We start from the raw sequence: 13,592 nt of genomic DNA on the forward strand, positions 1-13,592 counted from the left end.
TCTCGGCACATCACTAGCGCGTGAGAAGGGGTAGCGAAAGGGCAAAAACGCGGCGGCATGTCGCGTGGTGGCAACTTGTAACGGGTTCGCCTATGCGGCATGTATCCTTCGGCTCAATATCGAAGGGTGAATGGCATGACGGCAGCAACGGCGCAGCGTATAGGGCAGGGTTCCAGGTCATCGAAAGAGGACCGCGACCGTCGCCTTGTGCGTTATTGGCTTTATGCGGTTTTCGTCGTGCTGATTGCCATCGTGATGGTCGGCGGTGCCACCCGCATGACGGGTTCAGGCCTCTCCATCACAGAATGGAAGCCCATCCATGGTGTCATCCCGCCGCTGAACCATGCCGAATGGCTGGAGGAGTTCGACAAGTACCGCCAGATTCCGCAATATCAGCAGATCAACAAGGGCATGTCCCTTGAAGCTTTTCAGTCGATCTTCTGGTGGGAGTGGGCGCACCGCCTGCTGGCGCGCTTTGTCGGCTTTCTGGTTGCTGTTCCGCTGGCTTTCTTCTGGGTGACAGGGCGTCTCAAGGGCGGTCTCAAATACCGCATGCTGGGCCTGCTTGTACTCGGCGGTCTGCAAGGCGCTATCGGCTGGTGGATGGTCGCTTCCGGTCTCAGTGAGCTGACAAGCGTCAGCCAGTACCGTCTGGCGATCCATCTGACGACAGCCTGTATCATCATCACAGCGGTGTTCTATATTGCGCGCGGGCTTGTCACCTACAGTGAGCGACCGGCAGAAAGGTCGATCCAGCGCTTTGCCGGATGGATCGTGTTTGCCGTACTAGTGCAGATTTATCTGGGTGGTCTGGTGGCCGGGCTTCATGCCGGTCTGACCTATAATACCTGGCCGCTGATGGATGGCACCGTCATCCCGTCCGACCTGTTCATCCAGTCGCCATGGTGGCGCAACCTGTTCGAAAACCCGAAGACGGTGCAGTTCGTGCACCGCATGTTCGCCTATACGGTTCTGGTTCTGACGGTCCTGCATTCCTTGCAGGTCTGGAAGCAGGCCCCAGGTACGACCCATGCGCGCCGCACTATCGTTCTCGTCGGACTGGTTCTCATACAGGCTGTCATCGGCATTGCCACGCTTCTGATGAGCGTTCCACTGCATCTGGGCTTGACGCACCAGTTCTTTGCGCTGATCGTGCTGGCTTTCGCGGTTGCGCACTGGCGTGCAACCAAAGGTGCCTATGAAGGATAAACCGTCTGGCGCAGGTGCCTGAGCGCAGAAGCGATCTTCAGTTCCCGCGCTTCGTCCGCGTCGTTGCCGTCTTCACGATGCCACGCGGCTGAGAGACAGCCATAGGCAAAGGCATAATCCAGAATGTAAGCCGGTTCGCGCCCGATGATCGGTGCGAAATGCTCTGCCATGAGCCGGGCGCGCTCAAGGTCGAGGCAGAGATCGTCCCGGTCGAGCGGATTGTAGAAGATATTGGCCGCGTCGAACGCTGCGTCGCCGACAAGTCCGTGCGGGTCGATGGCGAGCCAGCCGCGTGGTCCCCTGATGATGTTCTCATGGTGAATATCGCCATGTAGCGGAATGGCCTCGTGCGGCGTTGCCAGCAGGTGTTTCGCGACCGCCGTGCCTTCCGCATAGATCGGACTTTCATTCGTTACGGCGAAGAGACCGGAAAAATGCCTGTCCAATGGTTGTAAGTCAGCCGGTATCGGAGCAGGAGAGGGCGTATGCAGCGCGTTCAGAACCTCGCCGAATATCTGCAGACATTCGGCATCCTTGCCGCGTTTCAGGTGCTCATCAAGGTGATAGTCGCCCGCATGTTCGAGCAACATCGATGTACCATTGAGGTCGTATAATCGCGCCGCACCATGGCCGTCCTGCCAGTCGAGATAATGCGCGCCGCGCAGCTCTTCCATTCCGGCCGGTTTCAATTGCTTGACGACAAAAATCTCGCCAGGATGATCGGTGCGTTTGACCTTCCAGACGAGGCTTGAATGCGTATCCGCCAGAGGCTCGAATGAGCCGATATTCCATTCGATGGGAAATACCGGCTTTAAGTCTTCGTTTTCAAGCATGTCTTTATCCCAAAACCGGTTCCCACTTTTGGGAGACATGCTTCAGACTTTGCCGAGCATGAGATTCATGTTCTGAACGGCTGCGCCCGATGCGCCCTTGCCGAGATTGTCGAGCAGCGCCACCAGATTGACCTCTCCATCGCCTTCAGTGCCGAAGACGAAAAGCTTCATACCGTCCTTGCCGGCAAGCTCTTCCGCATCGACACGCGCCAGACTGGTGCTTTCTTCAAGTGGCACGACTTCGACGATGTCCTGACCGGCATAATGCTCTGTCAGTGCGGCATGAACCTTTGCAAGCGACGGCGTTCCCTCTAGTCCGGTCAGGAACAGAGGAACCTGCACGATCATGCCTTGCGGGAAGCGTCCGACGCTGGGGCTGAAGATCGGGCGGCGATCCAGACGACCGTGCAATTGCAGTTCCGGCACGTGCTTGTGCTTGAGCGGCAGGCCGTAGAGGAAATTGTTTGCAGCAAGATGCTCTGGATGGTTCTTGTCTTCCATCTGCGCGATCATCTGTTTGCCGCCGCCCGTATAGCCCGAAACGGCGTTGACGCTGACCGTATAGCCGGCAGGCAACAGGCCCGCATCGCGCAGCGGGCGGACAAGCGCAATTGCACCCGTCGGATAGCAACCCGGATTGGCGACCAGGCGGGCGTCGGCGATACGTTCACGCTGGCCCTTGGCCAGTTCGGCGAAACCATAGGCCCAGTCCGGGTGCACGCGATGAGCAGTCGAAGTATCAATGATACGGGTCGAGTTATGGTCTTCGAGCAGGGAAACCGCTTCCTTGGAAGCATCATCCGGCAGGCACAGGATCGCAATATCGGCTGCGCGCAGATAGTCGGCGCGCAAGTCCTTGTTGCGCCGCTCGGCTTCCGGAATGGAGATCACTTCAAGATCGTCGCGTTCGGCCAAACGGGTGCGGATCTGCAAGCCGGTGGTGCCGTGTTCGCCATCGATGAAGATTTTCGGTTTCATGCATTTTGCCTTTGAATTCAGAAAGTTACGACAATATTCGGAATCAGTTTTCGAGCTGCTTGAATCAATTTATGAACAAGCGGCTCATCGTCGTTCTTTCTTCTCAGCCAGAAGGCCCAGATAGTACATTGCGATCGTCGCTCCCGCGATTGCTGTTATATCGGCATGGTCATAGGCCGGTGCAACCTCGACCACATCTGCGCCCACAAAGTCAAGAGCCGTCAGCTTGCGCAGGATGGACAGCATCTTTGCAGACGACGGTCCACCTGCGACCGGTGTACCGGTTCCCGGCGCAAAGGCCGGATCAAGGCAGTCGATGTCGAATGTTAGATAGGTCTTCCTGCCATCGGTGCGTTTCAGGATTTCATCGGCAATCACCGCCGCCGACATGTCCTCGACCTCATGGCCATAAATGATCTTGATGCCGCAATCTTCCGGCGCGTGCGTACGGATACCGATCTGGATCGATTGAGCGGGATCGATAATGCCATCGCGCACCGCGCGGGCCACGAAAGAGCCGTGATCGATGCGCTTGCCATCATCGAACCACGTATCCTGATGCGCGTCGAACTGAACGAGTGCCAGCGGACCATATTTCGCGGCATGGGCCTTGAGCAGCGGCCATGTGATGAAATGATCGCCGCCAAGCGTTAGCAGAAACGCATCCGATTTCAGGATTTTTGTCGCTTCGCGTTCAATAGTGGCAGGGGTCTTGGTGTGATTGCCATAGTCGAGCAGGCAGTCGCCATAGTCGATGACGGAGAGATTCTCGAAAAGGTCGCGCTCGAACGGGTATTGCGGATCATTGTCGAAGATCGCCGACGCCCGCCGGATCGCCTGCGGACCGAAACGTGCGCCGGGCCGATTGGATACGGCTGCATCGAACGGAATACCCCAGACAACGGCGTCTGCGCCGTTCAGCGACTTCGTGTACATACGCCGCATGAACGACAATACACCGGCGTGGGTCGGGTCCGTTGCTGCGCTTGTCAGGCTGCGGGCAGTAATCGCGTGGTCGATAGTCTTTGAAGGCATAGCTGTTACCTGGATAAGGTTAGATTTCTATAGCGGTTTCATTCGCTTGTGGCATCAAATCCATAAGCACGCTCTACGCGACCGATACGCACGCGATAGGTTTCATACCACTTCTGGCGCCCGAGCTTCTGCGCCACCAGATGGTCCACTTCGCGCTTCCATGCATGGATGCTGGCTTCGTCTGCCCAAAAAGAATTGGTGATGCCGAAGCCTTCCGCATCGCGCGCGCTTTCAATTCCGAGATAGCCCGGCTGCTTCGCTGCAAGTTCTCCCATCTGAACCGCCATCTCGCCATAGCCATCATCCTCGCCGATGATACGCTGCGAAGCGAAGGTGACGATCAGATAAGGAGGCTCCGGTGTGACCGCAAAGCGGCTTGGTGCTGCAGACGAGGACATGGGCTTATCCGTTCGTGAAAGTGGTCGGAGAGGCTTCAGCTTTTTTATACTCATGACGACTATCGAACCGGCTTGCAACTGTGATGAAGCCGCATTGCCGCCCACAATGTTGAGGGCACATATCGGCGATTGAGGCGCGGGAATTCATCGGCGCTAATAGCCCTCTTTCAAAGAGGGACATTATGCGAAGAACTTTACTTACTATTTCGGTCATTGTTGCTTGTTCTGCTTCCCTTGCGGGTTGTGCAACGGATCAGCGTACGGCCAGATTTCAGCTGGAGCAGCAGAATGTAAGCGCAATCAACTGGATGCAGCAGTCAGGCGAGTATGATGCGCTGGCCTATCAGACGTTCAACGGTGCGCGTCAGGCTTTCGATGCAGCAAAACCGACAAAGGGAAGGCGGAAGGCTGTGATCGTCGATCTCGATGAGACCATGATCGATAATACCGCCTATGCGGGATGGCGCGTCAAGCAAAGCGCGCCATATACCGAGAGGACTTGGGGGCGCTGGATGGCAGCAAAGCAAGCACGTCCCATTGCCGGTGCCGTAGAGTTTGCCAGACATGTCAACGCGAATGGCGGCACGATGTTCTATGTCACGAACCGCGATGCAAAGTCATTTGAGTCAACGGCAGCAAACATAAGAAAACTGGGGTTCCCCGGCGTATCTGCGAAAACACTTTTGTTGAATAACGGTCAGTCCAACAAGCAGAGCCGTTTCGATGCCGTCAAAGCAGATGGCTTTGATGTTGTCGTTTACGTCGGTGACAATCTCAACGACTTTGGAGCTGCGACCTATCACAAGAACAATCAGCAGCGACGCACATTCGTAGAAGCCAATCGCGAAGCCTTCGGGACGAAGTTCTTCATGCTACCCAATCCGAGCTATGGCGACTGGGTTTCCGGGATGGCATCCGATTATTACAAACAATCGCCTGAAAAACAGCTCGAGATCAACCGCAAGTCCATCCGCAGTTGGGGCGGCTGAAATCCGGCATTGAATGAAACAAAAAAGCGGACCCGAAGGTCCGCTTTTCCGTAAGCTCTGAAGCGATAGATACTAGCGCTTGGAGAACTGGCCCTAAGCGCGTTAGCGCTTGGAGAACTGGAACGAACGGCGAGCCTTGGCCTTACCGTACTTCTTACGTTCAACAACGCGGCTATCGCGAGTCAGGAAGCCACCCTTCTTGAGAACCGTGCGCAGGCCCGGTTCGTAGTAGGTGAGGGCCTTGGAGATGCCGTGACGAACAGCACCGGCCTGACCGGAGAGACCGCCACCGGCAACGGTGGCAACGATGTCGAACTGACCAGCGCGATTCGAAGCAACGATCGGCTGCTGCAGGATCATCTGCAGGACCGGACGTGCGAAATACTTTTCGAATTCCTTGTCGTTGACGGTGATCTTGCCGGTGCCCGGCTTGACCCATACGCGTGCAACGGCGTCCTTACGCTTGCCGGTGGCATAAGCGCGGCCCTGTGCGTCCAGCTTCTGGACGTGAACCGGAGCGGCAGCTTCGGTCTTGGCAACAGTGCCGAGTTCTTCGAGCGAGTTGAGCTGCTCAGCCATGATTATGCATTCCCTTTGTTCTTGCGGTTCAGCGCGGCGACGTCGAGGACTTCCGGCTGCTGAGCTTCCTGCTGATGGTTCGGGCCTGCATAGACGCGCAGGTTCTTCATCTGGCGACGGCCGAGCGGACCGCGCGGGATCATACGCTCAATGGCCTTTTCGACGACGCGTTCCGGGAAACGGCCTTCGAGAATCTGGCGAGCAGTGCGCTCCTTGATGCCGCCCGGATGACCGGTGTGCCAGTAATAGACCTTGTCGGTGTACTTCTTGCCGGTCAGAACAACCTTGTCGGCATTGATGATTACGACATTGTCGCCATCGTCAACGTGCGGGGTGAAGGTTGCTTTGTGCTTGCCGCGCAGGCGATTGGCGACGATGGTGGCGAGACGGCCGAGCACGAGGCCTTCGGCGTCGATCAGCACCCACTTCTTCACCACTTCAGCCGGCTTCTGAGAGAAAGTTGCCATTGAAGTCTTCCTTGACTTAATCCCCGATCTTGAAAATCAGGGCTTTTTTTGTTGCTTGTGTTGGATCGTGTCCAACCCGAACGAGCGGGCAAAAGATAACTTCTGCTCAACTCACTGGCGGGTCGATACACAATGTCCGAGTGGGCGTCAAGTCCTATATTCAGAGCTTTGTTTTAAAAATACAGTAAAATCAATGTGTTAAATGTTTGGTATTATAATACCTTATCTTTTTTGGATGCTTTATCGCGGCGGGATCGAGTAAGTTGCCGTTGCATGCGCCACCAGCTCGCCGCTTGTACCATCGGTCAGGCTGATATCGAGTACAGCAAGGCGTTTGCCGAGTTTCAGGAGGTGTGCGACGGCCTCGACCGTGCCGGGAGAGGGTTTACGCAGAAAGTTGATGTTCAGGTTCGTTGTCACGGCCAGTGCCACCGGGCCAATATGGGCCAGTATGGCAGCATAGGCCGTCACATCGGCGAGTGCAAAAAGCGAAGGGCCGGAAACAGTACCGCCGGGGCGTAGATGTTGTTCATCGGCATTAAGCTGCATGGTTGCGGAACCGTCACCAATTGCCGTGATCTCGAAAGCGTTGCCAAGTTGCGGAAACTCGCGCTTCATGAATGCCCGCAGCTCTTCAATGTTCATGACAGGGCTCAACGACCGGCTTGCCACCATGGCGGCATTCCGCTCCTGCGCGGTATTGATATTCATGCGTTCCTCCCAAATCTATTTATCAATAGAGGAAGCGCCACCCTTCATGCAAGCGCTGGCTCCAGCGACCGAAGAGGATAAAATGCAAAACCCTTCCGACGATCAGATCCGCGAGATCCTCCGTTCCGTCAAAACGATTGCGCTTCTTGGCGCATCACCGAAGCCGGAGCGCCCGAGCAATGGCGTGATGGAATTCCTGCTTTCCAAGGGATACCGCGTGATTCCGGTCAATCCGGGGCAGGTGGGAAAACACATTCATGGCGAGCGTGTCGTGGCGCGTCTGGCTGATATCGAAGAGCCGGTCGATATGGTGGATGTCTTCCGTGAGCCTTATTCGCTGCCGGGTATCGTGGACGAAGTCCTTGCAATGAAGCACCGCCCGAAGATCTTTTGGACGCAGCTCGGCGTGGTGCATGAAGAAGCTGGAAACCGGGCCAGAGAAGCCGGTGTGACCGTCATCATGGATCGCTGTCCGGCAATCGAATATCCCCGCCTGATCGGTTGATGAGAGCTTTCGGATTTAATTTCTGCGAATCCAGTATTTGGCGGAAAATCCTCCTTTGCTTTCCTCGCTGTAGAGCCTAGGTTCCAGACCTGTTTGGGGTTTGGGACATAGGAGGATATGATGTCGAAACGCTCTCCCGGAATTGAAACACTTGCCGTTCACGCAGGGGCAAAGCCCGATCCGACGACAGGTGCCCGTGCAACGCCGATCTATCAGACGACCTCGTTCGTGTTTGAAGATGCGGACCACGCAGCTTCATTGTTCGGCCTGCAGGCGTTCGGCAATATCTATACGCGCATCACAAATCCGACGACCGCAGTTCTGGAAGAGCGCATTGCCGCACTCGAAGGCGGTACGGCGGCTGTAGCGACTGCATCCGGTCACGCAGCGCAGTTGCTTGTTTTCCATACGTTGCTTCAGCCGGGCGACAATTTCGTCGCCGCGCGCCAGCTTTACGGCGGATCGATCAATCAGTTCGGTCAGTCGTTCAAGTCCTTCGGCTGGCAGGTCCGCTGGGCCGATGCCACCAACCCGACCGATTTTGCAAAGCAGATCGACAGCAAGACACGTGCCATCTTTATCGAAAGCTTCGCCAATCCGGGCGGCATCGTGGTGGACATCGAGGCTATCGCCGAAATTGCGCACAGAAACGGCCTGCCACTGATCGTGGACAATACGCTTGCATCGCCTTATCTGGTGCGCCCGATCGAACATGGTGCGGATATCGTCGTTCACTCGCTGACCAAGTTTATCGGTGGTCACGGCAATTCCATGGGTGGTATTCTGGTCGATGGCGGTACATTCGACTGGGCGAAGTCCGGCAACTATCCGCTTCTGACTGAACCGCGCCCGGATTATGCGGGTCTGGAACTGCACAAGACCTTTGGCAATATTTCCTTTGCAATCGCGGCCCGAGTGCTGGGTCTGCGCGATTTCGGCCCGGCCATTTCGCCGTTCAATGCGTTCCAGATCCTCACTGGTGCGGAAACCCTGCCGCTGCGCATGCAGCGTCACAGCGACAATGCTCTGAAGGTCGCATCCTGGCTGCATGGCCACGAGAAAGTGTCTTGGGTGAACTATGCCGGGCTGCCGCATGATAAATTTCATGCGCTCCAGCAGAAATATGCGCCGAAGGGTGCCGGTTCGGTGTTTACCTTCGGTCTCAAGGGCGGTTACGACGCGGGCGTAAAGTTCGTAGACAGCCTCGACCTGTTCTCGCTGCTGGCCAATATTGGCGACACGCGCTCGCTGGTCATCCACCCGGCATCCACCACCCACCGTCAGCTGAGTGATGAGCAGAAGGTGGCGGCTGGCGCTGGCCCGGACGTGGTGCGCCTGTCTATCGGTATCGAGGATACGGACGATATCATTGCCGATATTGAGCAGGCGCTGGCAAAGGTCTGATCCATGAGCCGGTTTCTCGATTTCGACCTGACCGGCATCGAACCGGAGGAAGGCGCGCCGCTACCGGAGCGCATTATTTCCGGTGCCCCGAAATTCCGCACGTGGAATTTGGAGGAGAATGCCGAGGGCACACTCTTTGCAGGCATATGGGAGAGTACGCCCGGAAAATGGCGCATCGAATATGATGAATGGGAGTTCTGTCACATCCTGTCCGGCCGGTCGGTCATCAGCGAAGAGGGCGGCGAAAGCCGCGAAGTCGTTGCAGGCGACAGTTTTGTCATCCGACCGGGTTTCAAGGGAAGCTGGGAAGTCATCGAGACCACCCGCAAGGAATATGTCATCAAGCTCTGACATTGGTTCCTTCTATGCAAAACACCCGCCGGATTTCGGCGGGTGTTTTTGTTTCAGTTATGCGGACCACGCCTGATCGGCTGGATAACTGGCAGATTGCCCGGATTCGGACGACCTGCACCATCGTTGCCTGATGGCGGACGGTCCGGCCGCGGTGGACGCGGACGATCCGGTCTGTTGGTGTCAGGACGACGTGGACGGTCCCGGTCGCGATAACGATAATAATCACGGTCACGATAGTAGCGTGAATCTCTATAGTAGCGTGGATAACGTGGGTAGTTCCGATAATAGCCGCCACTATTGTAAACGACTCCCGTGCCGACATATCCACCGCGAACATAGTACGGATCATTATAACCTGAGCCGTAATAACCCTCGGAGACACAACCGCTGAGCGTCAGACTGGCAGCGCCGATGCCGAGCGCCAGTAAAATGGATTTCAATGACATGTTCGCTACTCCCGAAAAGCCGGGGCTAGCGCTGGAATACGCAATAACCACGCGGCGAACCACTATTTAGAGGGATTATGCGCGTTTCTATCTGAAGCCCATAATCAATAAAGATTGCAGAGCGTTAGCTTGGTTAGCTGTGATCAAACCTCCGCATAAGGCCGTGAAATATGTTCCACACATACTTAGTAAACGCGTGGGGATTTCAAAAGTTGCTGTTGAGAAGGCAGAACGTCTCCGCAAAAAGCAAAACCGCCCCGAAGGGCGGTGGCATTATTGTCGCGTTTGCAGAGCCTATTAGCTGCCGCCAGCACCACCAATAGCGGTCGCAATGGCAGTGAACTGGGTGCGGATAGTGGTGCCGAGAGACGTCGTTGCGCCGATGATGACGACAGCAATCAAAGCCGCGATGAGGCCGTATTCGATGGCGGTAGCGCCGGATTCGCTTTTACGAAAGCGTGCAATAAGCTTGGTCATGTGTTGCTCCTGAGATCATTCTTGCTTGTTTAGTGGTCTCTGTGACCTGAGAGCAAACTACCCGGCAAATATGTGCACCCTCTTAAGTTGCATGGTAAACGGAAGGTGAGTATCGCATATGATTAATAAAGTGCTGAATTAAAAACGAAAACTGCAATAGCGTCGTACGTTGTATTTAAGCGATATCGAATATAAATCTTCAGGCAAGGAAAAGCCCCGCTTACGCGAGGCTCTCTTTTTCTTGGAAGCTGCGATCTGCCTTACTGCGGCAGCTGGGCGCCAGCCTGCTTAACGGCATCAGCCATGGTCTGGCAGAGCTTCTCCTCGGAGACATTCTGTGCTTTTGCGCTGGTGGCAATATCCTGTTCCATGCCCATCGCAGAGACCTTACCCTGCTTACCGGTTGCTTCGGCAGCGTCGGCCTTGGTGGTGTCGGATGGGGCGGGGATCAGCGCAATCATTTTTGTCTGGATTTCGATGGCGCCGCCATCGGTATAACCCTTTTCCTGGCAGTACTGGAGTACGCCAAGCTGGTTGCGAGCTGCGTTATAGGCCATCTCCATCTGTTCAGGCGTTGCCTGTGCAAAAGCCATCGTAAGATTTGCACCGAGGAAAAGACCGGTCAAAGAAACACGTACCAGATTGCGCATGATAATTCATCTCCATGAGTCAAATACACGCTGAGATAGAGCGAATTTTCCGGCGAAGGGAACTCAAGAAAAATTAATTAGTGAAATGAAATATAACGAAAATAGTTTCTGTCCAGAGCGACATAAATGTCATAAATATTTCAATATAGCGATATGCACGAAATTATCTCACAGGTTGTACCAGATTGGCGATGAGCCGGAATGCACCGGGCACAAGCTTGTCGAGCTGATGATGCAGGACGAGGCTCGTATGCGTATGGCGGCCTTTACCGATACTGGCTGAAACAAGCGCGCCGAAGAGCGGCTGTTCTCCCTCATCATGCATGGAAAGCAGCGGCTGATAGTCGTCATCCCATGCGGAAGCGAAATAAAGCCCACGTTCCTTGTGCCATCCATTCCAATCACGTTCGCTGATAATATTGGGGCCGACGAGCAAGGGATGCTCTGGATCGAGAACTGTAACTGCGGCATGGGGATTCGTAACGCGCCAGCGCAATGACGGGGAACCGATGGCTAATTTTCGCGGTGGTGTCCGATCCGGATGCCAACCATCGGATGGACGATGATAGAGCGTCACCAGATGTCCGCCATTCTCGACGAATCGATGCAGATTGTCCGTTGCTGCGGCGAGATCAGCGTGCAGGTCGAAGGCGAATATACCGACCACGATGGTGGTGAATTGCGAAAGATCACCGGAAAGATGGCGTGCTTCGACATCGGTGACATCAAATCCCATGCGTTTCAGCCAAAGACCAACATTGTCTGCCCCAGCGCCGATATAGCCGATACGCGCATCAGGCAATTTCACGTCGAGTGCCAATACAGGCAGCACGGCAGGCTCACGCCAGACGGTTTTACCGATATGCGGGTAGCTGGCTACCTGCGTCTGCCATGCAAGACGTCCGTTGATCGTGGCCTGTAGCGCAGTCAAGCCGGGCTCTGGATCGAAAGGCCCGTGTAGAACAGCATCCTGCCCGATTACGCCGACGCTCCAACCGTTTTGCGCTGTGAATGTGACTTGGCCGGTCTCGCCATCGACCACAAGCCGGATCGGCGAGGGATACTGCTTGCCCGATATGATGACTGCTGGCGGATCAATCCTTAACGAGGCAGATGGAACAATGGCAAGCGGCTCTTCGAGATCGAAGCTGCACGCAGCCAGGTGATCGTCAAACTGCGCCTTTAATCGGATATAGGCCTGTCCGTTGCCGCCAAGTGACCGCCAAGCCGGTTCAAAAAGCGGGGAAAGTGCTGCCTCCTTTGCCAGTGACACAGCCAGAATTTCCCTCTCGGGCGTCACGTACTCGCAAGCGGTCGAACAGCTTTCTGGCAATATGGGGTCGGCTGTTATTGCGACGGCCATCGCTCCGGGGCCGTATTCGACAACAAGGCGGGTTTCTCCACCTGTAGGCAATATGGCTTCTTCCAGATAAGCCCGCTCGAACAAAGACGCTGCTTCGATCAAGGCGGCGTCGATTTCCCACTGCTTGCGTTCCAGCCTGTGCCCGTGCTGCACGAGGAAACCTTGCGGTGCGCCGGTCAGTACAGTTTTCAGGCTTTTTGCAGCACCGAGAAGATTTTTGCCAATGGTTTCGCGCTCAGGAAAAGCCGCAATAGTCCGCTCGACAGACAAATGAGCGTCAAGAAGCTGCTTCCGGGTTTCAAATGTCAGTCCATCGACCTCAGCCAGTGTTGCGAGAGATTCCGGAATACCTTCAAGAATTGTTGTTTCAGCGCAGCTTTCCGGCAGTTTCAGATGCAGCGGCCATTTGCTCTTGGGCGTTTCCGGCCAGCGCCCCATGCCCTGCGTGGCGTGACAGGCACGCGACCATTCACCGATACGGTCGTAATCGGCACCGGTTGCAGCGTCGCGACCCGCCGCGTGAACGGTCAATGTGGTGTCGGGTGGAGGAAGCTCGTCATCATAAGTGTCGCCGCCGCCCGACCAGGCAGGGAGATAGAATTTTGCCACCTGCCACGGCATCAATCCCTCGGCAAAATGTTCGGGAAAGGCATCGGGATCGGCGGCGAGCCGTATGGCCGTTTCCGCAGCCCGTGTCATCGCGCGGTGGTGGCCATGCTGGCCGGGAACATCGAGAAAGGTCGGCAGCACGATATCCGGACGCTCGGTGCGATAGGCGCGTACGAGCCGCTCGACGGTTTTCTTCTCACCCCAGTGGGCAAAGGTACCGTCACCATCCTTGGAGAAACCGAAGTCGTGGACGGAATCGTCTGGACCATGGCCGAGCCAATGCACGTCGCAATCGAGAATGCGCGCTGCTTCTTCCATCTCGCGGCTGCGGATCATGCCGAGCGCACCACCACGTTCCGGGCCAAGCGCATTTTGCCCGCCTTCGCCGCGTGTCGAACAGGCGATCACCACCCGTATACCAAGTCCGAACCGCAAATAGGCCATCAGGCCGCTCTGCTCATCGTCAGGGTGCGCACCCGTATGCATCAGCGTGACGGTCGAGCGCAGCCTGCTTAGAGCGCGATGCAGACGGACGAGGGCAGGAGACGACTTCTGGCGCTCGATGCGCTGAAGGGCGGTGAGCAT

The 13,592-nt window shown here is 56.0% G+C and carries 16 protein-coding genes; 5 read left to right on the plus strand and 11 right to left on the minus strand.

Annotated features, from left to right (window positions below; all coding sequences use genetic code 11):
• Positions 1-135 precede the first annotated feature (135 nt).
• Positions 136-1,209, plus strand: a complete 1,074-nt coding sequence (locus tag CES86_RS16740) for a COX15/CtaA family protein (protein WP_094514932.1) — start codon at positions 136-138, stop codon at positions 1,207-1,209.
• Here the strand turns inward: CES86_RS16740 and CES86_RS16745 are convergent.
• From CES86_RS16745 to CES86_RS16760, 4 genes are all read right to left on the minus strand, one after another.
• Entirely contained in the window at positions 1,197-2,042 is an 846-nt protein-coding gene (locus CES86_RS16745) for an aminoglycoside phosphotransferase family protein (RefSeq protein ID WP_094514933.1), read from the minus strand. The two genes, CES86_RS16740 and CES86_RS16745, sit on opposite strands and share 13 nt — an antisense overlap.
• A gap of 42 nt (positions 2,043-2,084) precedes the next feature.
• Positions 2,085-3,020, minus strand: coding sequence for an N-acetyl-gamma-glutamyl-phosphate reductase (gene argC / locus CES86_RS16750; protein WP_094514935.1), 936 nt, complete (start codon positions 3,018-3,020; stop codon positions 2,085-2,087).
• Positions 3,021-3,104: 84 nt separating this feature from the next.
• Positions 3,105-4,055: an agmatinase gene (gene speB / locus CES86_RS16755; RefSeq protein WP_094514936.1), complete on the minus strand. Its 951-nt coding sequence runs from the start codon at positions 4,053-4,055 to the stop codon at positions 3,105-3,107.
• Positions 4,056-4,093: 38 nt separating this feature from the next.
• On the minus strand, positions 4,094-4,453 hold the full coding sequence (locus CES86_RS16760) for an antibiotic biosynthesis monooxygenase family protein (RefSeq protein ID WP_094514937.1): 360 nt from the start codon (positions 4,451-4,453) through the stop codon (positions 4,094-4,096).
• Between the two features lie 182 nt (positions 4,454-4,635).
• Here CES86_RS16760 and CES86_RS16765 point away from each other — a divergent pair, with 182 nt between their 5' ends.
• Entirely contained in the window at positions 4,636-5,442 is an 807-nt protein-coding gene (locus CES86_RS16765) for a 5'-nucleotidase, lipoprotein e(P4) family (RefSeq protein ID WP_094514938.1), read from the plus strand.
• Between the two features lie 102 nt (positions 5,443-5,544).
• On the opposite strand, the gene rpsI is transcribed toward CES86_RS16765, so the two are convergent.
• The 3 genes from rpsI to CES86_RS16780 all read right to left on the minus strand — a co-directional run bounded on the left by rpsI (position 5,545) and on the right by CES86_RS16780 (position 7,199).
• A complete protein-coding gene (rpsI, locus tag CES86_RS16770) occupies positions 5,545-6,021 on the minus strand; it encodes a 30S ribosomal protein S9 (RefSeq protein WP_006466519.1) in 477 nt (158 codons plus the stop codon).
• A gap of 2 nt (positions 6,022-6,023) precedes the next feature.
• Positions 6,024-6,488 (minus strand): 50S ribosomal protein L13, encoded by a 465-nt coding sequence (rplM, locus tag CES86_RS16775; RefSeq protein WP_010661122.1) that lies wholly within the window; start codon positions 6,486-6,488, stop codon positions 6,024-6,026.
• A 240-nt stretch (positions 6,489-6,728) separates the two neighbouring features.
• Positions 6,729-7,199 carry a PaaI family thioesterase gene (locus CES86_RS16780; protein WP_012092319.1) on the minus strand — a complete coding sequence of 157 codons (471 nt, stop codon included), beginning with the start codon at positions 7,197-7,199 and terminating at the stop codon, positions 6,729-6,731.
• Between the two features lie 46 nt (positions 7,200-7,245).
• Here CES86_RS16780 and CES86_RS16785 point away from each other — a divergent pair, with 46 nt between their 5' ends.
• The 3 genes from CES86_RS16785 (at position 7,246) to CES86_RS16795 (ending at position 9,459) form a co-directional block, all read left to right on the plus strand.
• Complete coding sequence (locus tag CES86_RS16785; RefSeq protein WP_094514940.1) at positions 7,246-7,704, plus strand: CoA-binding protein; 459 nt, start codon at positions 7,246-7,248, stop codon at positions 7,702-7,704.
• Between the two features lie 120 nt (positions 7,705-7,824).
• Positions 7,825-9,108, plus strand: a complete 1,284-nt coding sequence (locus CES86_RS16790) for an O-acetylhomoserine aminocarboxypropyltransferase (protein ID WP_094514941.1) — start codon at positions 7,825-7,827, stop codon at positions 9,106-9,108.
• A gap of 3 nt (positions 9,109-9,111) precedes the next feature.
• A complete protein-coding gene (locus CES86_RS16795; RefSeq protein WP_029925064.1) occupies positions 9,112-9,459 on the plus strand; it encodes a cupin domain-containing protein in 348 nt (115 codons plus the stop codon).
• Between the two features lie 53 nt (positions 9,460-9,512).
• Here CES86_RS16795 and CES86_RS16800 read toward each other — a convergent pair whose 3' ends face one another.
• The 4 genes from CES86_RS16800 to CES86_RS16815 all read right to left on the minus strand — a co-directional run bounded on the left by CES86_RS16800 (position 9,513) and on the right by CES86_RS16815 (position 13,592).
• Positions 9,513-9,908 (minus strand): hypothetical protein, encoded by a 396-nt coding sequence (locus CES86_RS16800; protein WP_012092315.1) that lies wholly within the window; start codon positions 9,906-9,908, stop codon positions 9,513-9,515.
• A gap of 297 nt (positions 9,909-10,205) precedes the next feature.
• Positions 10,206-10,385: a Flp family type IVb pilin gene (locus CES86_RS16805; RefSeq protein WP_029925062.1), complete on the minus strand. Its 180-nt coding sequence runs from the start codon at positions 10,383-10,385 to the stop codon at positions 10,206-10,208.
• 260 nt (positions 10,386-10,645) lie between these two features.
• Positions 10,646-11,035 carry a pore-forming ESAT-6 family protein gene (locus CES86_RS16810; RefSeq protein WP_010661129.1) on the minus strand — a complete coding sequence of 130 codons (390 nt, stop codon included), beginning with the start codon at positions 11,033-11,035 and terminating at the stop codon, positions 10,646-10,648.
• A 163-nt stretch (positions 11,036-11,198) separates the two neighbouring features.
• Positions 11,199-13,592: a PIG-L family deacetylase gene (locus CES86_RS16815; protein ID WP_094514942.1), complete on the minus strand. Its 2,394-nt coding sequence runs from the start codon at positions 13,590-13,592 to the stop codon at positions 11,199-11,201.

Source organism: Brucella lupini (assembly GCF_002252535.1).
GTDB classification, from domain to species: domain Bacteria; phylum Pseudomonadota; class Alphaproteobacteria; order Rhizobiales; family Rhizobiaceae; genus Brucella; species Brucella anthropi.

Coding starts and splice junctions, on each gene's coding strand:
- rpsI (WP_006466519.1), bottom strand. CDS start 6,021: ATGGCTGAGCAGCTCAACTCGCTCGAAGAACTCGGCACTGTTGCCAAG.
- CES86_RS16815 (WP_094514942.1), bottom strand. CDS start 13,592: ATGCTCACCGCCCTTCAGCGCATCGAGCGCCAGAAGTCGTCTCCTGCC.
- CES86_RS16805 (WP_029925062.1), bottom strand. CDS start 10,385: ATGACCAAGCTTATTGCACGCTTTCGTAAAAGCGAATCCGGCGCTACC.
- CES86_RS16790 (WP_094514941.1), top strand. CDS start 7,825: ATGTCGAAACGCTCTCCCGGAATTGAAACACTTGCCGTTCACGCAGGG.
- CES86_RS16800 (WP_012092315.1), bottom strand. CDS start 9,908: ATGTCATTGAAATCCATTTTACTGGCGCTCGGCATCGGCGCTGCCAGT.
- CES86_RS16810 (WP_010661129.1), bottom strand. CDS start 11,035: ATGCGCAATCTGGTACGTGTTTCTTTGACCGGTCTTTTCCTCGGTGCA.
- speB (WP_094514936.1), bottom strand. CDS start 4,055: ATGCCTTCAAAGACTATCGACCACGCGATTACTGCCCGCAGCCTGACA.
- CES86_RS16740 (WP_094514932.1), top strand. CDS start 136: ATGACGGCAGCAACGGCGCAGCGTATAGGGCAGGGTTCCAGGTCATCG.
- CES86_RS16765 (WP_094514938.1), top strand. CDS start 4,636: ATGCGAAGAACTTTACTTACTATTTCGGTCATTGTTGCTTGTTCTGCT.
- CES86_RS16795 (WP_029925064.1), top strand. CDS start 9,112: ATGAGCCGGTTTCTCGATTTCGACCTGACCGGCATCGAACCGGAGGAA.
- CES86_RS16785 (WP_094514940.1), top strand. CDS start 7,246: ATGCAAGCGCTGGCTCCAGCGACCGAAGAGGATAAAATGCAAAACCCT.
- rplM (WP_010661122.1), bottom strand. CDS start 6,488: ATGGCAACTTTCTCTCAGAAGCCGGCTGAAGTGGTGAAGAAGTGGGTG.
- CES86_RS16760 (WP_094514937.1), bottom strand. CDS start 4,453: ATGTCCTCGTCTGCAGCACCAAGCCGCTTTGCGGTCACACCGGAGCCT.
- CES86_RS16780 (WP_012092319.1), bottom strand. CDS start 7,199: ATGAATATCAATACCGCGCAGGAGCGGAATGCCGCCATGGTGGCAAGC.
- argC (WP_094514935.1), bottom strand. CDS start 3,020: ATGAAACCGAAAATCTTCATCGATGGCGAACACGGCACCACCGGCTTG.
- CES86_RS16745 (WP_094514933.1), bottom strand. CDS start 2,042: ATGCTTGAAAACGAAGACTTAAAGCCGGTATTTCCCATCGAATGGAAT.